The sequence below is a fragment of the Leeuwenhoekiella sp. ZYFB001 genome, assembly GCF_011784865.1.
GTDB classification, from domain to species: Bacteria; Bacteroidota; Bacteroidia; order Flavobacteriales; family Flavobacteriaceae; genus Leeuwenhoekiella; species Leeuwenhoekiella palythoae.
The window spans coordinates 1,834,620-1,850,939 of sequence record NZ_CP050460.1 but is presented as its reverse complement, the minus strand read 5'-3'; the positions used below and the strand labels follow the sequence as shown (position 1 = coordinate 1,850,939).

The window sequence follows — 16,320 nt, the reverse complement described above, 5'->3', positions numbered from 1 at the left end:
CGACTTAGTATTGCTCATCTTCAGAAGGAAAATCAACAGCCTTTACATCAGTAATATACTGCTCAAATGCACCGGTCATCAAGGTGTGCAGGTCTAAATATCTGCGTAAAAAGCGAGGACTGAATTCTTTGCTCATTCCCAGCATATCGTGCATTACCAAAACCTGACCGTCAACACCATTACCGGCGCCAATACCAATTACAGGAATAGTAAGACTTTCGGCTACTTCTTTAGCTAATTTGCTTGGTACTTTTTCTAAAACCACCGCAAAGCAGCCTAATTTTTCTAGAAGTAATGCATCTTCTTTAAGCTTCTGTGCTTCAGCTTCTTCTTTAGCGCGTACGGTGTACGTACCAAATTTATAAATAGACTGTGGTGTTAACCCCAAATGTCCCATCACCGGAATTCCAGCGTGTAGAATACGTTTGATAGACTCTTTAATTTCTTTTCCACCTTCCAATTTTAATGCGTGACCGCCGCTTTCTTTCATAATGCGAATTGCAGAACGAAGTGCTTCTTTAGGGTCACTTTGATAGGTTCCGAAGGGGAGATCTACTACCACAAGCGAACGTTTTATTGCACGAATAACCGACGATGCGTGGTAAATCATTTGATCTAAAGTGATCGGTAGCGTGGTCTCGTGACCTGCCATAACGTTAGAGGCTGAGTCGCCAACTAAAATTACATCGATACCGGCACGGTCTAGAATTTTAGCTGTAGTATAGTCATATGCGGTAAGCATTGCGATTTTTTCGCCTTGACTTTTCATTTCGGTTAAAGATTTAACCGTAATTCTTTTGTATTCTTTTTTTGCTGCTGACATAGCACAATTTTTAAATGCGCGTAAAAGTAGTAAATTACTCACGTTTTGCCCCAAAAAGAAAGCTTTGAATATAAAAGCAAGGGTGTTAATGCATTAGTATTTTAACTGTCAAACCGCTACTAAAAACCATCACTTTGAAAAGAATTATTACGCTCGTTTTTATTATTTCATTTAGCTGTGTAAAAGCTCAAGAGCCGGAACAGGCTAAAGAGGTGATAATTGCATTTTTTAATGCATTTCATCAGCAAGATACTTTAGCTATGAAAGAATTGGTTTATGATTCGATTAAAATGCAATCTATTGGGTTGTCTAAATCAGGCTCGGTAAAACTTTCAACTAGCAGTTTTGATTCCTTCTTACAATCGATCGCCGGGATTCCTGATACCGTAAATTTTGAAGAACGCATTCTGGATTACAAAGTTCGTGCTGATGCACTGATGGCTAATTTATGGACGCCCTATGAATTCTATATAAACGACGAAATGAGCCACTGCGGAGTCAATAATTTTCAGATGATCTGGGATGACAATACCTGGAAGATTTTTTACATTGTTGATACCAGACATCAAGAAGGTTGTAAGTAATCTGCTTTTGTGTTAACGCATAAGCTATTTTATATAACTGCTATTGAATTCGGGACGGGCCTTGCGACATTTAAGTCTCGATTATTGATTAAATAGCTTTGTGTTTTTCAGGGATTTAACTATCTTCAAACTCCCTTAATAATCCCCTCGTAGCGTTAATTTTAAATTCATAAACCGTGAGGGGCTCCTGTTACTTCTGTTATTTTCTTGTACTATTTGGTTTCCAGATTTGTTTCGGGCAGCAAACTATTGATACGTTGCAAACACCCGGATTTGCCGTTGATATGCGTTTTTTAGATCTTCTTGATCCCGGGCGTAAATCAGTTATTCGCTCAGTTCCTTTCAATGTTTTTGAGACTAAAAATGAGTCGAATGCAGTGCTTCTTCTTGAGAATGCTTCAGAGTTGCGCTATGAATTTGTACAAACTGCTTATGATTTTGAGCAAAAGATTCTGGGGCTAGATGCTGAAGATTTAGTGGCTTCGGCAAATTTTTCACAAGCGTATAATAGTACTGCCGATGCTGAGAAAAAAGATCAGCTGTTGTATGTCTATACGTTACGTAAAAAGAGCTTATTTGCGCAAGAGCTTCAGCAGAATCAGATTTCTGAAAAGTTTAAAGATGCGGTCGCTCGGCTTGGTCGCGATTTGACAGCCGAAGGTTTTCTCAGTTGGTTTGGAACACACTATACCACCCGCGTAACCTATGGCGGACTATTTCTAACCCGTAATATTATTCGGTCTGAAAACTTTGTCAATTCTCCCTATTCAGAAAAAGAATTTAAAACCAAATTACTCATCGCAGTCGGCGAGCAACAACGTGGCGATACACTTACAGATCCTTATATTCAGTTAGGTCCTCCACAACGTTTTACACGAGGTGGCGACTCTAAAGAGATCTGGGACGAGCGCTGGGAGCAAACCGTAACTCCTGAGAATGCTCAAATAATCGAAGCAACCTATAAGCCGCTGACGACCTTACTAACTCCTCAAAACTTTCCGGAGCTTGATGATATAGCAGAAAAAAGAGCTTTGCTCGAGACTGCCCTTGCACTTGCGGAATCCAGAGTCAAAAACTGGCAAGCGCAAGAGCATAGTTCTTCATTCTTTCAGAAATATTCGTTGCGCTTTCGGCAAAAAGCGATCTCTGTTGTAAAAAACAGTATGGGAACGGCAGAAGAGTCTTCAAGAACCAATTATGTTGGCGATCTTTTTTTTGGAAGTTTTAATGCTAATGGTGAACCTATGAACACTAAACCTTTGATTGAGTATCAGGGGATAGACTTGAATACATTGCTAACAGATGAAGAAATTGCACTCAACAAGATTCTTGATTTTACAATTTCGCCTGAAGAATTAAAGGGATCTTACGTCAGCATTTGGGATGATACTAAAAAGTTGGTTAAAGGTGAAAACCGAACCACTTTATTTATTAGCGGACCCGAGACTGCAAGAACGGCTTTTAAGGAAGCTCTGGTACAACCTGTATTTAAAGAAGTTCAGATCACTACAATTGATAATGATGTGTTTACCATCAAATACAGTTTAGAACAACTTAAAGAACATACGCCAATTGTAGCTTCCGGGAATCCTTATAATTATGCTTTAGACTCCGAATTGGTCGCTGCTGCGGCACGAGGAGATACGCTAGCAATCGTAGAAAAATACCTAGCCGGGGCATCCCGGGCAGTGGACGGCGTTATTGCCGCAGCAGTACAGAATTTTGAAGATGCAGCTGTGCTGAATACAATTTTTGATTTTGGCGTGCAACCTAAAACCAGTGATCTGGATCTGGTTTTTGATCCGGATTATTTCAGTAAAGAAAAGGCATTGGCATTACTAGAACGGGGCGCAAAACCTAAGAACAATATGATCTTTAAAGCAGTTGCTTACAAAGCTTCTGAGGTGATTTATGCACTGCTTAGAGAAGGGGCAAAACCCGTGAATAATGATATTGCTTTCGCCGTTAGAAACAAAGACTATAAAGCAGTCAAAGCGCTGATGAGTGATGGGATCACTAATTTTACTGCTGATACCGAAATGCTGGCGCTGGCCGTAACTAATGCGGATGCCGATCTCGTCGAACAGTTTATTGAATTTGGAGCGGAGGCTAATGCTACTATTTTAGAAGAAGCCTTAAAGTCTGAAGATTCAGAGCTCGTAGATCAGATTAAAAAGGTCACTACAACATCTACACAGGTCTTTGAGGTTGTTGCTCAAGCCGATGATACTCCATTATTCTCTTATTTTTTGCAGCAAGGGGAGGCGCAACTTTCAGACAAAGTGATTACCACAGCAATAACCAATAGTAACTTGGCAATTTTGGGTCAAGCGTTAGATCAGGAAGACCGTGCAGACTTTTCACTAGAACAAGCAATACTTTTTAAGAACACGCCTGCGGTTAGGTTAAGTCTTGAACACGGTGCAAATGCAGTCCCTGCTTTTGATTACGCTGCAGCGGAAAATGATTTTACACTTTTTAAGGAAAGTCTAGATCGTTTTAACGGAGATCCTAAAACAGCCTTGCGTGTTGCGGTTAAATACAATCAAACTGATTTTGCAAAGTATGTTTTTCAGCAGAAAGAAGCTGAAGTAGATCCCAATGTACACCTCACGGAAGTCGTCAAAAATGAAAATCAGGAGCTAGTGGAGTTTTTGATTTCAAAACGTGCAGATCCACAACTGGCGGTTGACGCAGCAATCCAATCGGGCAACAGTAGTATCACGCACTATTTGATTGAAAAGGGAGCTTTAGTTGAAAACCCAATTCTTTTAAAAAGTGCGTCAAAGAACCAAAATATTGAGTTGGCCAAAGTACTGCTTGAAACACGTCAAATGGATCCTGATGCGATTATGCTAGATCTTATTGCGTTGAAAGATGCAAAGCTGGTAGAAACAAATTTAAGTTATGGTGCTCAGGCTGACGCAGCAGCACTGCGCGCGGCTGTTGACTCAAAGAGTGAAGAAATAGCCTTAAAGTTGATCGAGCGCGCTGCCGATGATTTATTTACAAATACCTTGATTTTTAATGCAGTTAAAAACGGGATGCCTCAAGTGGTATCTCATTTGATTGACCGTGTTTCTAATCCGGATTACGCATATAAAGCGGCTCTAGAAACCAAGCAGGTTGAAATGTTAAACTTAAGTATTGCCAAAGGAGCAATGACAGAAGATCAAGATCTATTTAGAGTAATGCGTGCTGATTTTCAAGAAGCAGTACCCGTTTTGTTGGATGCCGGTTTAGATCCCAAAGTGCTGGACCTTGAAGGAAATACGCTCTTACATTATGTTGTGTTTAAAAGCGATAAAGAAGATCTTCAGCTTATTGAGGACTTACTAGACTACGGGTTGAATATTAATGCGAAAAATAAAATAGGAGAGACCCCACTGCATTGGGCGGTAAAAGGCGGAAATCAAAACACAGAGATCATAAAAAAACTACTCGCAAATGGAGGGCTTGTTGAAGCACAGACCATTAAACGGCAAACAGTTTATGATTACGCCGAAGACAAATCCATCAGACAGTTATTAAAAGAGAGCCTTTACCGCTAGCAATCGCTCAACGCAACATTTACCGCCAGACCGCCTTCGCTGGTTTCTTTGTATTTAGAGTTCATATCTTTTGCTGTTTGCCACATCGTTTCAATAACTTTATCCAGTGGCACTTTGGCATTGCGAGCATCTGTGTCTAAAGCCATTTCACAAGCGTTAATGGCCTTGATCGCCCCCATCGCATTACGCTCTATACACGGAATTTGAACCAAACCTGCAATAGGATCACAGGTTAGTCCTAAGTGATGTTCCATTGCGATCTCACTTGCCATTAAAACTTGTTCCGGTGTGCCGCCCATTAATTCGGTTAAGGCGCCGGCTGCCATTGCGCTTGAAACTCCTATTTCAGCTTGACAGCCTCCCATCGCGGCAGAAATAGTAGCTCCTTTTTTAAACAAGCTACCAATTTCACCGGCTACCAGCATAAATTGTCTGATGTCTTCAAAGTTGGCATCGTGATTCTCAATAACCATATAATACATCATCACCGCCGGGATCACACCCGCGCTACCATTTGTGGGAGCAGTTACCACCCGACCTAAAGAAGCGTTTACTTCGTTTACAGCAAGCGCAAAGCAGGAAACCCATTTGAGAATTTGCCTAAACTTAACCTCGGTACCGCGAATTGCAGTGATCCATTCTTCGGCATTGGTGTAATTACTGTCACCGATTAAGTTTTTATGCGAATCAAATGCCCGACGACGTACATTGAGTCCGCCCGGTAATGTACCTTCGGTGTGGCAACCGGTGTACATAGAATCCAGCATTACATTCCAGATCTCCTTCAGTCTAAAATTGATCTCTTCCTCAGTATTCAAGGATTTCTCATTCTCAAGAACGAGTTCAGAGATTTTTAGATTTTCGGCCTTACAATAGGCTAATAATTCTTTTCCTGATTGTATAGGATATGGAAAACCTTTAAGTTGTTCTTGTTTTATCTTAGAGCGCTTGCGTTCTTCTTGCACGACAAAACCACCGCCAATTGAATAGAACGTATCTGTGGTGCGTTTGCCTGAACTCAACTGAGCTCTAAACGTGATTCCGTTAGGGTGAAAAGGTTTAAACTTTTTGTTGAAAATAATTTGAGTTTCCGAATCAAAATCTAGTAAACGCTCGCTATTAAAGCTCAGTTTCCCCTCTTTTTTAATACGCTCAATAACACCGCTAATATCTTCAATAGGAAATTTTTGCGGGTCAAGACCTTCTAAACCAAGTAACACCGCAATATCTGTAGCGTGCCCTTTTCCTGTAAGTGTAAGCGAACCATAAAGCTCTACGGTAATGCGCTCAACGTTGTCAAATTTACCCTTATCCTTTAGTTTACTAATCCATCTGCGAGCAGCGCGCCACGGCCCTAGCGTATGCGAACTAGAAGGGCCTACACCAATTTTAAGCATATCAAAGACGCTAATGCTCTCGATTTTTTTCATAGGGTAAATTTAAAACGAATTATAGGGTTTTATTTGGCGCCAAATATAGGATTTTAGATGATGCTATATCGTTGTCATAGGTTGAAAAATCAATTGTTTTGGTAAGGTAAATTGATTAATTAACCGGCATTGAAAGTCATTATTTGACCAAATTTATTTAGAGCATCAATAGGAGTAAATGACAAAGTTTAAGTTGCAGTAGATCAAGGTAGAGCGCTATGTCAATTGAAATTTAAACATTTTTATAAGGAAGCTTTAAGAGTGTAAGGCTGCGCTAAATTGTAATTTGAAGCTGCAAATTATTCAAATTACACTCATGAAATTTTTTATAAATGAACCCCAAAATGTCGTCAATGAAGCGATCGAGGGGATATTGACTGATCCTAAACTGACTAAACTTGATAATTTTCCTGAGGTGCGGGTCGTGCTTAGAAAGGAGATCGATGCCAATAAAGTATCTGTGATCTCAGGAGGTGGAAGTGGTCACGAACCGGCCCACGCCGGATTTGTAGGCGAGGGAATGCTTACCGCTGCAGTATGCGGCGACATTTTTGCGTCTCCGTCTGTGGATGCGGTGTTATCTGCGATCGTGGCTACAACCGGAGATCAAGGTTGTTTACTTGTGATTAAAAATTATACGGGCGACCGACTCAATTTTGGCCTGGCAGCAGAGCAAGCTCGTGAAATGGGATATAAAGTAGAAACCGTGATTGTGGGCGACGATATCGCACTTGGTGAAGAGGTTGAGCAGCGGGGCCTTGCCGGAACGCTATTTGTGCATAAAGTCGCAGGATATTTGGCAGAAGCCGGAAAAGATCTTGAAGAAGTTGCTGCAATGGCTCAAAAAGTAGCCAGCCAGACGTGGTCTATAGGTTTATCTTTAGAAGAAGGTAAAAAGTTTGAATATCCCGAAGCTTCGCGTTTAGAAGATTCTGAGGCTGAATTAGGACTTGGGATTCACGGTGAACCCGGCGTCGAAAAGATTAGTATGCAAAATGCAGATGTGCTGGTGGAGAAAATGTTGAAGAAGCTGAAACAATTTTTACCTGATGAGAAGCAGGAGTATGCTTTATTAATTAATAATTTAGGAAGTGTCACTCCTTTAGAGATGAGCATTCTGCTTAATAGTATTAGTAAAAGTGAGCTTTCTAAACATATTAAACTGTTGGTTGGGCCGGCGCAGTTAATGACTTCACTTAATATGAATGGTGTTTCTATTTCGGTGCTGCAATTAGATGATGAGATTACCGAAGCACTAACCGCAAAAGCACAGCCGGCAGCTTGGATGATCAGAACGTACGCCGAAAAATCTTCGGTTAAAAGTCCGGAGTTGCCTAAGACGCTTCCTTATAAAGCTTCTAGCAATAATGAGGTTTCCAAAGCTATTAGTACGATAACTACGATGCTGATTGAATCAAAAGATGAACTCAATGCTATAGATGAAAAAGTAGGGGATGGTGATGCCGGATCAACTTTTGCCACAGGAGCAAAGAAGCTTCAAGAAGTACTAGATCAACTTCCGCTAGCCGATTACTCAGAATTACTTATTACTATTGGCCGTATTTTAGCCCGGGAAACCGGAGGTTCAAGCGGTGTATTACTTTCTATTTTATTCACCAGAGCAGGAAACGCATATAAAGAATCACAACATTTAGGTAAATCTTTGTTAGAAGGACTTGACAAAATGAAAGAGTTTGGCGGGGCCGAAGAAGGGCAGCGAACGATGATAGATGCCTTGCAACCGGCATTTGAAGCTCTAGCTGAAGACAAAAGCCTTGCGGAAGTTGCTAGCGCAGCCCGAAATGGCGCTGATAAGACCAAAGAAATTACGCAGACTAAATTTGGTAGGTCTTCTTACTTATCTAAAAATTCCTTAGAAGGAATTCCCGATCCCGGTGCCGAAGCTGCAGCACGTGTCTTTGAAGAGTTGGCTTAAAACCTACAAAATTGACACTAGAGCATCGACCTTTTGTGCGTTGTTGTCTGAATTATAAAAGATGAAATTTAAATTTATGACAGCTTGTCAGCAAATTTCTACTGGCATAAAGATTGACTTTAACAGGCTGAATAAAATTTAATAACACTTAAAATTATATATAATGAGTAAAATCATAGGAATTGATTTAGGTACAACTAACTCTTGTGTTGCCGTGATGGAAGGTAACGAGCCGGTGGTTATACCTAATGCAGAGGGTAAAAGAACTACTCCTTCTGTAATAGCATTTGTAGAAGGAGGAGAGATTAAAGTAGGAGATCCTGCAAAAAGACAAGCAGTAACTAACCCAACCAAAACGATCTCTTCTATCAAGCGTTTTATGGGGAATAAATTTAGCGAGTCTTCTAAAGAGGTTGATGCTTCTGCTTACCAAGTGGTAAAAGGAGATAACGATACTCCACGTGTGGATATCGACGGTCGTTTATATACTCCACAAGAACTTTCAGCGATGATTCTTCAGAAAATGAAGAAAACTGCTGAAGATTATTTAGGACAAGAAGTAACCGGAGCGGTAATTACTGTACCTGCTTACTTTAACGATTCTCAGCGTCAAGCAACAAAAGAAGCTGGTGAGATCGCAGGTCTTAAAGTAGAGCGTATCATCAACGAGCCAACATCTGCAGCTCTTGCTTACGGTCTTGATAAAAAAGACAGTGATCAAAAGATTGTTGTATTTGACTTTGGTGGTGGTACACATGACGTTTCTATTCTAGAATTAGGTGATGGTGTATTTGAAGTACTTGCTACTGATGGTGATACACACTTAGGTGGTGATGATGTAGATAGCAAAATCATCAACTGGTTAGCTGAAGAATTTAAGGCTGAGGAAGATATGGACCTTCGTAAAGATCCAATGGCACTTCAACGTTTAAAAGAAGCTGCTGAAAAAGCAAAAATCGAGCTTTCTTCTTCAAACCAAACTGAAATTAACTTGCCATACGTAACGGCTACTGCAAGCGGACCAAAACACTTGGTACGTACGCTTACCCGTTCTAAGTTTGAACAGTTGATTGACGATCTAGTAAAAAGAACTATTGAGCCTTGTGAGTCTGCGCTTAAAGCAGCAGGTCTTTCTAAGAGCGATATTGACGAGATCATTCTTGTAGGTGGTTCTACACGTATACCTGCGGTTCAAGAAGCTGTTGAAAAATTCTTTAACAAGAAGCCAAGTAAAGGAGTAAACCCAGATGAGGTTGTAGCAGTAGGTGCAGCAATCCAAGGTGGTGTATTAACTGGTGATGTAAAAGATGTATTGTTATTGGATGTAACACCACTTTCTTTAGGTATTGAAACTATGGGTGGTGTGATGACTAAGTTGATCGAAGCAAACACTACGATCCCAACGAAGAAGTCTCAGGTATTCTCAACTGCAGCTGATAATCAACCAAGTGTTGAGATTCACGTATTGCAAGGTGAGCGTCCTATGGCAAATGACAACAAAACAATTGGTCGTTTCCACTTAGACGGTATTCCACCAGCACAGCGTGGTACTCCTCAAATTGAAGTTACGTTTGATATTGATGCTAACGGTATCATCAAAGTAAGTGCAGAAGATAAAGCGACTGGTAAGAAACAAGATATCAGAATTGAAGCTTCTTCAGGTTTGACAGAAGAAGAAATTCAAAAGATGAAGTCTGAAGCTGAAGCAAATGCTGAAGCAGATAAAAAGGCTAAAGAGAAAGTAGATAAATTGAATGAAGCAGATCAAATGGTTTTCCAAACTGAAAAACTATTGAAAGAATCTGGTGATAAATTATCTGCTGATAATAAGACCAAAATTGAAGGTGCTTTAGAAGAATTGAAAAAAGCGCACGCTACCGGTGAGGTAGAAAAAGTGCAGCCTGCTTTAGATAACTTAAATGAGATCTGGAAGTCTGCTTCTGAAGAAATCTACAAAGCTCAAGCTGAGGCACAAGGTGGAGCACAACCTGGACCTGATGCAGGTCAAGCGGGCGGTGGTAACGCTGAAGGAGCTTCTGGAAGTGACGTAGAAGACGTAGATTTTGAAGAGGTTAAATAAGCCTTCATAATTAAAGAGAAACCAACTAGTTTGGTTGTTTAATACTAAAAACCCCGATGCAAATGCATCGGGGTTTTTTATTGGTGTTACGGGTATTAATTTTTAAGTCTTGTCTCTGTAAAGGATCTGCTTTTAAAAAATAATTGCAGAATTGCTTAGCGTGGTAAGTACATTTTACATCCCTAAAGTACGCTTAACCTCAGGCATAAGATCTTTCCCTTTTGCCATAACAAGACCAGCATCTTTAGAAGAATCCAGTACGTAGAGAAAACCAAGATTATCGGCTACTTTAGTCACAAGATCTCTAGCTTGTTGTTTTACGGGTTCGAATAATAGTTTGCGTTTTTCTGCGATTTGTTTTTCAATATTTTGTTGCGTTTGCGCCAGATTACGCTCAATAAGTTCGAGATCGCTTTTCCGCTTTTCATTTTCCGCAGGAGAAAGAGTAGAAGCTTCATCCTCATACTTCACAAACTTTGCCTGATACTCTCTATACGAAGTCTCAAAATCGCGTTGATACGCTTGTCTTAAGCGATTAAGCTCTGCTTCGGCTTCAGAAGTTTGCGGCATTAGATTGATCACTTCTTCCATATTGATATGTGCAACAGTTCCTTGTGCACTAAGTGTAGTTGCAATAAAAAAAGCTAGGAGGAAGGCGAGGTGTTTAAATTTCATTTTTGGGGAATTAACGATGTTCATTTATTCTAGTTATGCGTCTTAAAGACGCTGTTCAGTATACGGTGTTTCAATATTTGAGCCAAAACTCAAAATATTCTTAAACAGAACCCGTAATATAATGGTTCTTTGCAATTTTACAACTTTTAACTTGATACAAGTTCGTGTTATTTAACCCCTAAGCTTATGAATCAACGTCTACTTCAGTTCAGTATCTTTTTCAGCATAGTATCATTTCAACTCTTAAGTGCACAAAACAGTAAGTCTGCTAAAGGTTTTAAAGACTATTTCCCTATTGCAGAACGTCCATTTTTAGCGGCAGGAACCGGAAACAATCCGTACGAACGTATTTTACTTGAAGCCAAACCTGTGGTTTACTACAGCATCTATAATGATATACGTGAAGCGCTTAATAGAGATACCATTGTGGCGGGTGATGCGGTTTATTTGAGTATTCAACCGCACCTGCGTATTTATGATGAAAATTCAAAACCGGTAAAAACGCCGTCGTATAAAGCTTTTATTGGATGGCAATCTATTATTAAAACGGAAAACAATAATTTTCTTACCGCTGCGATCGAAACAGGCCATTACTCAAACGGACAAAGCAAATCTGCTTTTAGCGAAGATTTTGAAGATAACATTCCGGAGAGTAGGGCACTTTACGATGATATTACAGATGATACCAATCTCTCTGAAATTTTAAATCGATCTTCCGGTAATTTTTCTACCAACCTTACACGGCTGTCTTTGAACTACCGCATCAATACGTTTGATAAGGATAACTACCCCTTACAATCACACTCCTTTACAATGGCTTATCAGATTTATCATAATCGATTTTTGGGAGTGTTTCAATTTGGAGGATATAATCCTGAAGATATTGATATTTATGGAAGGCATCAAATCGAGGCCTGGTACGAATTTACCGCACATTTTAAAAAGATGCGTTATAGCCTGACGCAGCGTGTATTTTTGCATCCTGACGTACACCCTTCAGCAGAATTATATAGATCAGAAACTAGTGCGACCCTCTATCCATGGGATGGAGACCTTGGAATTATGGCGCGCTTTAGCTTTGGTTTTGACGATTATAATTATCGCTTTGTAGATAGTTATCCGCGATTTTCAATTGGGTTAACTTGGGACTGGTTTACCCCGTTTGTAGTTAAGCCAAGAAGAATGCAAGTTCCTCAAAACTAATTTTATCTACGATTACAATTGGAGTAGTGCAGGTTTTAAAACAATCTTAGTTATTGTAATTCGCTGTATCAGTATAACTACAGAACACCTTTCAGAATAAAGTATCATAGTATTTGAGAAGAGAAAGTATTATTATGCTGAAGAATGATTTGGTGTGTTTAAGGTTCTATTCCCTAAGAATTATTTATGATCTATTGGGATACATAAAAGTCCTGTAATAGCATTGTCTTACTATATTAAAGATAGCTCCTTATCCTTTGCGAGCAAATACAAACAAAAAGGTCTGCACCGAAGCACAGACCTTTTACCAACTTAAAACTAATTTATTATGATTTGGGGAATAAATTATTCGTTTGATGCTAAAGGATTTGTAGTATTTAAATCTTCATTAAATGCTACACCCTCATTATAGTTTTCAAAATTATTAGCAGCAAGTGCCAAAGTCTTAAGGTTTTTCATACTCTTAATACCTGCTGGTACTGTACCTGCTAATTGATTGTTTGATAGATTTAATTCTTTAAGATTTTCAAGTTTTAAAACTGCTAAAGGAAGGTTTCCATTTAAGTTATTGTCGAAAAGATTTAAGATCTCTAAATTTTTAAGGTTGCTTACCTCATTTGAAATGCTTCCGCTTAAGTTATTGCTGGTCAACATAAGTTGCTCTAGCTTGGTTAAGTTGTAAATAGTCTTAGGTAATTTACCGTCAAGCATATTTCCGTTAAGAACAAGTACTTTAAGATTTTTCAAATTTCCTATAGAAGCAGGAATCTCACCTTGAATTCTATTGAAGAATAACTCTAAAGTCACTAAGCTGTCAAGATCTCCTAAGGTCTCTGGTAATTGACCATTGAGGTTATTCATACTTAAGTTAAGACCAACAACGTTGTTATTTACAACGCGTACCCCGTGCCAAGTAGCAACATCAGCGCTAAGATCCCAGGTAGTATTCCATTCAGAACCGTTAGTGGCATTATATAAATCAATCAAAGCTTGTTTCTGAGTATTAGAAACCTCTGCAAAAGCTGTTAAGCTTAGAAATGCAACTGCGAAAAGAGTAAAAATTGATTTCATATGGGTTGATTAATTGGTTTAACGACGTAAATATAGTGTAGTTAAACCTTTAAATGCAATTATATTCGTTGAAATACACGATTAAATACCGATTTCATCCAAATAGTTGTTTTGTACAATTAAAAATTAGTGATTTTATACAATTTATTAATGGGTTGCAAGCTGGTTTTATGGTGCTTTTAAGGACAAAATCTAGTTGCAACTTATTTTAAAGTAAGTTAATTCCTACTTAAATCAAATATTTATGTTGTTTGTGGTAGTTTGTCTAAATGAAAAGAGTCTGACTTATATAAAATCAGACTCTCTACCAACTAAAAACTAATATATAAACAAACAACAAACTAACTCGACAAGTAATACCAGCTCGAATTTCAGAATTGAGTAAGGGACTCTTTGTGTTATCTTCTTCTAAGATAGCGATTTAATTCCGTTAAAAACAAATTAATTCGTTGAAATACACAAAAATAGATTTTGTAAAGTGCGTTGTAATATTTTAAATACTAAGATATTAAAGGAACCCATTGATCAAGTCGCCTTGGCTGATCTAGAATGAAGCAGATTTGATTACAACGTGTTCAATACTGTAGTAGCAATTTGCTGAAGGCTAGCTTCGTGTACTACATGAGAACCATCAAAGATCACACCTTCCATATAGGCGTTAAATAAAGACTTTGCTAACTGCTGCTGTTGGCGTAACGCTTCTTTACTGATTAATGGATCTTCGTTGCCATAAATAGAAAAGACACGTTTAGGTTGATTCGCAATATGCTTGACATCAGCAGGTATTTTCCCCGAATGCAGTATTAAAACATCACAAGGGATTTCTCTACGCGCAATCCAGCGGGTTATTACAGAAACGCCTTGCGAGAAACCCATCAATACTACAGTATACTTTTGAAGATCTATGCTGCTCAGTTCTTTATTATATACCTGATCTAAATAGTTCAACACGTTCTCAATCTCTAATTCAGTATTTTCTCGAGTTAACCACGAGGCACCTATGTATTTATAACGTTTATCCTGATAATATTTACTTGGGGCTTGTGGCGCAATTATATAGTTTGTGTCTGGAGCTAAACTTTCAAAATGCTTTATAAAAAAGCTGCTCAAATGGCCCAGACCGTGACAAACAATCCAAATATTCTTGGTTTGATCATTTAAAGTATTCAAGGTCTGGTAGGTGTTTGTTGTAGTGTAGCTAACGCTTTTTTCTTCGTTCATCATTTTGCTTTAAGTATCTTTACTCAGTGAGAAAGTAAGAAAAGTTTAAGGGATAATTGCTCTTAATTGTATATGTTTTAGAAGAGCAAATACTGGTTTGTAAGGAGCTTAATTTTAGTTTTTTTTACTTGTTTTATAGCATTGAGCAAGTTTTTATAAAACGTATTGCTTAAGGTACTGCAAAGGAAGGATAAACAAATAGATATGTTTCAAGATAATAAAGAAGAAGCGCTTAAACGTTGCAACGCGATTTGTAAAAATACATTGATGGAAACGCTTCAGATAGAGTTTATTGATATTGGTGAGGATTTTCTTACCGCAAGAATGCCGGTCACTTCAAAAGTGCATCAACCGGATGGCGTGTTGCATGGCGGTGCATCAGTCGCTCTGGCTGAAAGTGTGGGGAGTGCAGCAAGTATGATGTTTCTTGACGTTGAAAAAGTTTTTGTAAGAGGAATTGAGATTTCTGCAAACCATGTAAAAAGTATTTCTGAAGGTGATGTGTATGCAAAAGCGACCTATTTGCATAAAGGGCGTACCACTCAGCTTTGGCAAATAAAGATTACCAATACCGCAGGTGACCTAATATCCTTAGTCAAGCTAACTACGATTGCTTTACCAAAAAAGTAAGAATGTCTCAGGAAGAATTAGCATCTCAATTAGAAAATCATTTTAAAAAGCAATTGCCTTTTGTTATTTACAGCAAACCTGGTGCTGCCGCGCTTCAGGTTATCTTTCAAGAGGATAAGAAGCTACATACCACTTTGACTTATGATGAAGAAGGTTTTGTGTTTGCTCCGTTTGATAGCAATCAGCCCGGAATTCTTATTAAAGGTAAGCCCAACGATATTATCGTTTCTAGCGCTGCTGTCGAATTCAATTCAGTTGAAAAAACTATTGAAACCAAGGATGCTGATCAGCATATTGCATTAGTTGAAAAAGCGATTGAAACAATCACTGATTCAGATTTGAAGAAAGTTGTGCTTTCGCGAAAGCAAAACATTTCAATTGAAGCCTCGTCGCCAATACCGCTATTTTTTAGACTCAATCAAAAATATCCAACGGCATTTACCTATTTATGGCATCATCCTGAGGTTGGCACGTGGCTAGGTGCAACTCCGGAAACCTTATTAGCGTTAAAAGGTCAACGTCTAGAAACGATGGCACTTGCGGGAACTCAATCTTATTCTGGATCCACAGATGTCGTTTGGGGTTTTAAGGAGCAAGAAGAGCAGCAAATGGTAACCGATGAAATTGCGAGTAAACTTGCAGGCTTTGACTTTAAGTCCTTTAGAGTTCACGATAGGGAAACTTACAGAGCCGGTGGACTCTTGCATTTACGAACCAAAATTACCGGGAATTTAGCACCTACTGAAAACCCACTTAAAGCTTTGCTAAGTGCATTGCATCCCACACCTGCGGTTTGTGGATTGCCACGCGATCTTGCAAAGTTGTTCATTCTAGAGCACGAAAGTTATGATCGTGCGTTTTACACAGGTTTTTTAGGAGAGATCAATCAGTTGCAGGATCATTCTAAACGGCGAACCCGTAGAAACGTTGAGAATCTGGCCTACAAAACCGTAAAGAAAACTTCAGTATTATATGTGAATTTGAGGTGTATGCAGTTTAAACCTCAAATGGCATCGCTTTATGTTGGCGGTGGCATAACTGCGGGTTCTGACGCCAAGCAAGAGTGGCAAGAAACTGTTAATAAAGCACAAACTATTGCCAGTATTCTCTAAGATT

12 protein-coding genes are annotated in these 16,320 nt (G+C 39.0%); 7 read left to right on the top strand and 5 right to left on the bottom strand.

Annotation, left to right across the window (positions count from 1 at the left end; genetic code table 11):
* Positions 1-4: 4 nt before the first annotated feature.
* Positions 5-823, bottom strand: coding sequence for a 3-methyl-2-oxobutanoate hydroxymethyltransferase (gene panB / locus HCN54_RS08120; RefSeq protein ID WP_009780553.1), 819 nt, complete (start codon positions 821-823; stop codon positions 5-7).
* A 134-nt stretch (positions 824-957) separates the two neighbouring features.
* Here panB and HCN54_RS08115 point away from each other — a divergent pair, with 134 nt between their 5' ends.
* Both HCN54_RS08115 and HCN54_RS08110 read left to right on the top strand, forming a co-directional pair.
* A complete protein-coding gene (locus HCN54_RS08115; RefSeq protein WP_167597304.1) occupies positions 958-1,407 on the top strand; it encodes a nuclear transport factor 2 family protein in 450 nt (149 codons plus the stop codon).
* 257 nt (positions 1,408-1,664) lie between these two features.
* Positions 1,665-4,958, top strand: a complete 3,294-nt coding sequence (locus HCN54_RS08110) for an ankyrin repeat domain-containing protein (protein ID WP_167597303.1) — start codon at positions 1,665-1,667, stop codon at positions 4,956-4,958.
* On the opposite strand, the gene HCN54_RS08105 is transcribed toward HCN54_RS08110, so the two are convergent.
* Positions 4,955-6,388, bottom strand: a complete 1,434-nt coding sequence (locus HCN54_RS08105; RefSeq protein ID WP_167597302.1) for an L-serine ammonia-lyase — start codon at positions 6,386-6,388, stop codon at positions 4,955-4,957. The genes HCN54_RS08110 and HCN54_RS08105 overlap by 4 nt on opposite strands.
* 316 nt (positions 6,389-6,704) lie before the next feature.
* Between HCN54_RS08105 and HCN54_RS08100 the strand changes: the two genes are divergently transcribed.
* Both HCN54_RS08100 and dnaK read left to right on the top strand, forming a co-directional pair.
* Positions 6,705-8,324, top strand: a complete 1,620-nt coding sequence (locus tag HCN54_RS08100) for a dihydroxyacetone kinase subunit DhaK (protein ID WP_167597301.1) — start codon at positions 6,705-6,707, stop codon at positions 8,322-8,324.
* Between the two features lie 163 nt (positions 8,325-8,487).
* Positions 8,488-10,404: a molecular chaperone DnaK gene (gene dnaK, locus HCN54_RS08095; protein ID WP_072979363.1), complete on the top strand. Its 1,917-nt coding sequence runs from the start codon at positions 8,488-8,490 to the stop codon at positions 10,402-10,404.
* A gap of 174 nt (positions 10,405-10,578) precedes the next feature.
* Here the strand turns inward: dnaK and HCN54_RS08090 are convergent, their stop codons facing one another.
* Positions 10,579-11,079: an OmpH family outer membrane protein gene (locus tag HCN54_RS08090; RefSeq protein WP_167597300.1), complete on the bottom strand. Its 501-nt coding sequence runs from the start codon at positions 11,077-11,079 to the stop codon at positions 10,579-10,581.
* 186 nt (positions 11,080-11,265) lie between these two features.
* On the opposite strand from HCN54_RS08090, the gene HCN54_RS08085 reads away from it, so the two are divergent.
* Positions 11,266-12,282 carry a hypothetical protein gene (locus tag HCN54_RS08085; protein ID WP_167597299.1) on the top strand — a complete coding sequence of 339 codons (1,017 nt, stop codon included), beginning with the start codon at positions 11,266-11,268 and terminating at the stop codon, positions 12,280-12,282.
* A 345-nt stretch (positions 12,283-12,627) separates the two neighbouring features.
* Here the strand turns inward: HCN54_RS08085 and HCN54_RS08080 are convergent, their stop codons facing one another.
* Positions 12,628-13,353 carry a leucine-rich repeat domain-containing protein gene (locus HCN54_RS08080; RefSeq protein WP_167597298.1) on the bottom strand — a complete coding sequence of 242 codons (726 nt, stop codon included), beginning with the start codon at positions 13,351-13,353 and terminating at the stop codon, positions 12,628-12,630.
* Between the two features lie 564 nt (positions 13,354-13,917).
* Positions 13,918-14,577 carry an alpha/beta hydrolase gene (locus HCN54_RS08075; protein WP_240924964.1) on the bottom strand — a complete coding sequence of 220 codons (660 nt, stop codon included), beginning with the start codon at positions 14,575-14,577 and terminating at the stop codon, positions 13,918-13,920.
* A gap of 201 nt (positions 14,578-14,778) precedes the next feature.
* Between HCN54_RS08075 and HCN54_RS08070 the strand changes: the two genes are divergently transcribed.
* A complete protein-coding gene (locus HCN54_RS08070) occupies positions 14,779-15,204 on the top strand; it encodes a PaaI family thioesterase (RefSeq protein ID WP_167597297.1) in 426 nt (141 codons plus the stop codon).
* 2 nt (positions 15,205-15,206) lie between these two features.
* The gene (locus HCN54_RS08065; RefSeq protein ID WP_167597296.1) at positions 15,207-16,316 is read left to right on the top strand and encodes a chorismate-binding protein; all 1,110 of its coding nucleotides are present in this window, start codon (positions 15,207-15,209) and stop codon (positions 16,314-16,316) included.
* Positions 16,317-16,320: the final 4 nt, after the last annotated feature.

What these genes read in the sequence shown, in the direction of transcription:
- panB (WP_009780553.1), bottom strand. Translation starts at nt 823, where the DNA reads ATGTCAGCAGCAAAAAAAGAATACAAAAGAATTACGGTTAAATCTTTA.
- HCN54_RS08105 (WP_167597302.1), bottom strand. Translation starts at nt 6,388, where the DNA reads ATGAAAAAAATCGAGAGCATTAGCGTCTTTGATATGCTTAAAATTGGT.
- HCN54_RS08100 (WP_167597301.1), top strand. Translation starts at nt 6,705, where the DNA reads ATGAAATTTTTTATAAATGAACCCCAAAATGTCGTCAATGAAGCGATC.
- dnaK (WP_072979363.1), top strand. Translation starts at nt 8,488, where the DNA reads ATGAGTAAAATCATAGGAATTGATTTAGGTACAACTAACTCTTGTGTT.
- HCN54_RS08090 (WP_167597300.1), bottom strand. Translation starts at nt 11,079, where the DNA reads ATGAAATTTAAACACCTCGCCTTCCTCCTAGCTTTTTTTATTGCAACT.
- HCN54_RS08085 (WP_167597299.1), top strand. Translation starts at nt 11,266, where the DNA reads ATGAATCAACGTCTACTTCAGTTCAGTATCTTTTTCAGCATAGTATCA.
- HCN54_RS08080 (WP_167597298.1), bottom strand. Translation starts at nt 13,353, where the DNA reads ATGAAATCAATTTTTACTCTTTTCGCAGTTGCATTTCTAAGCTTAACA.
- HCN54_RS08075 (WP_240924964.1), bottom strand. Translation starts at nt 14,577, where the DNA reads ATGATGAACGAAGAAAAAAGCGTTAGCTACACTACAACAAACACCTAC.
- HCN54_RS08070 (WP_167597297.1), top strand. Translation starts at nt 14,779, where the DNA reads ATGTTTCAAGATAATAAAGAAGAAGCGCTTAAACGTTGCAACGCGATT.
- HCN54_RS08065 (WP_167597296.1), top strand. Translation starts at nt 15,207, where the DNA reads ATGTCTCAGGAAGAATTAGCATCTCAATTAGAAAATCATTTTAAAAAG.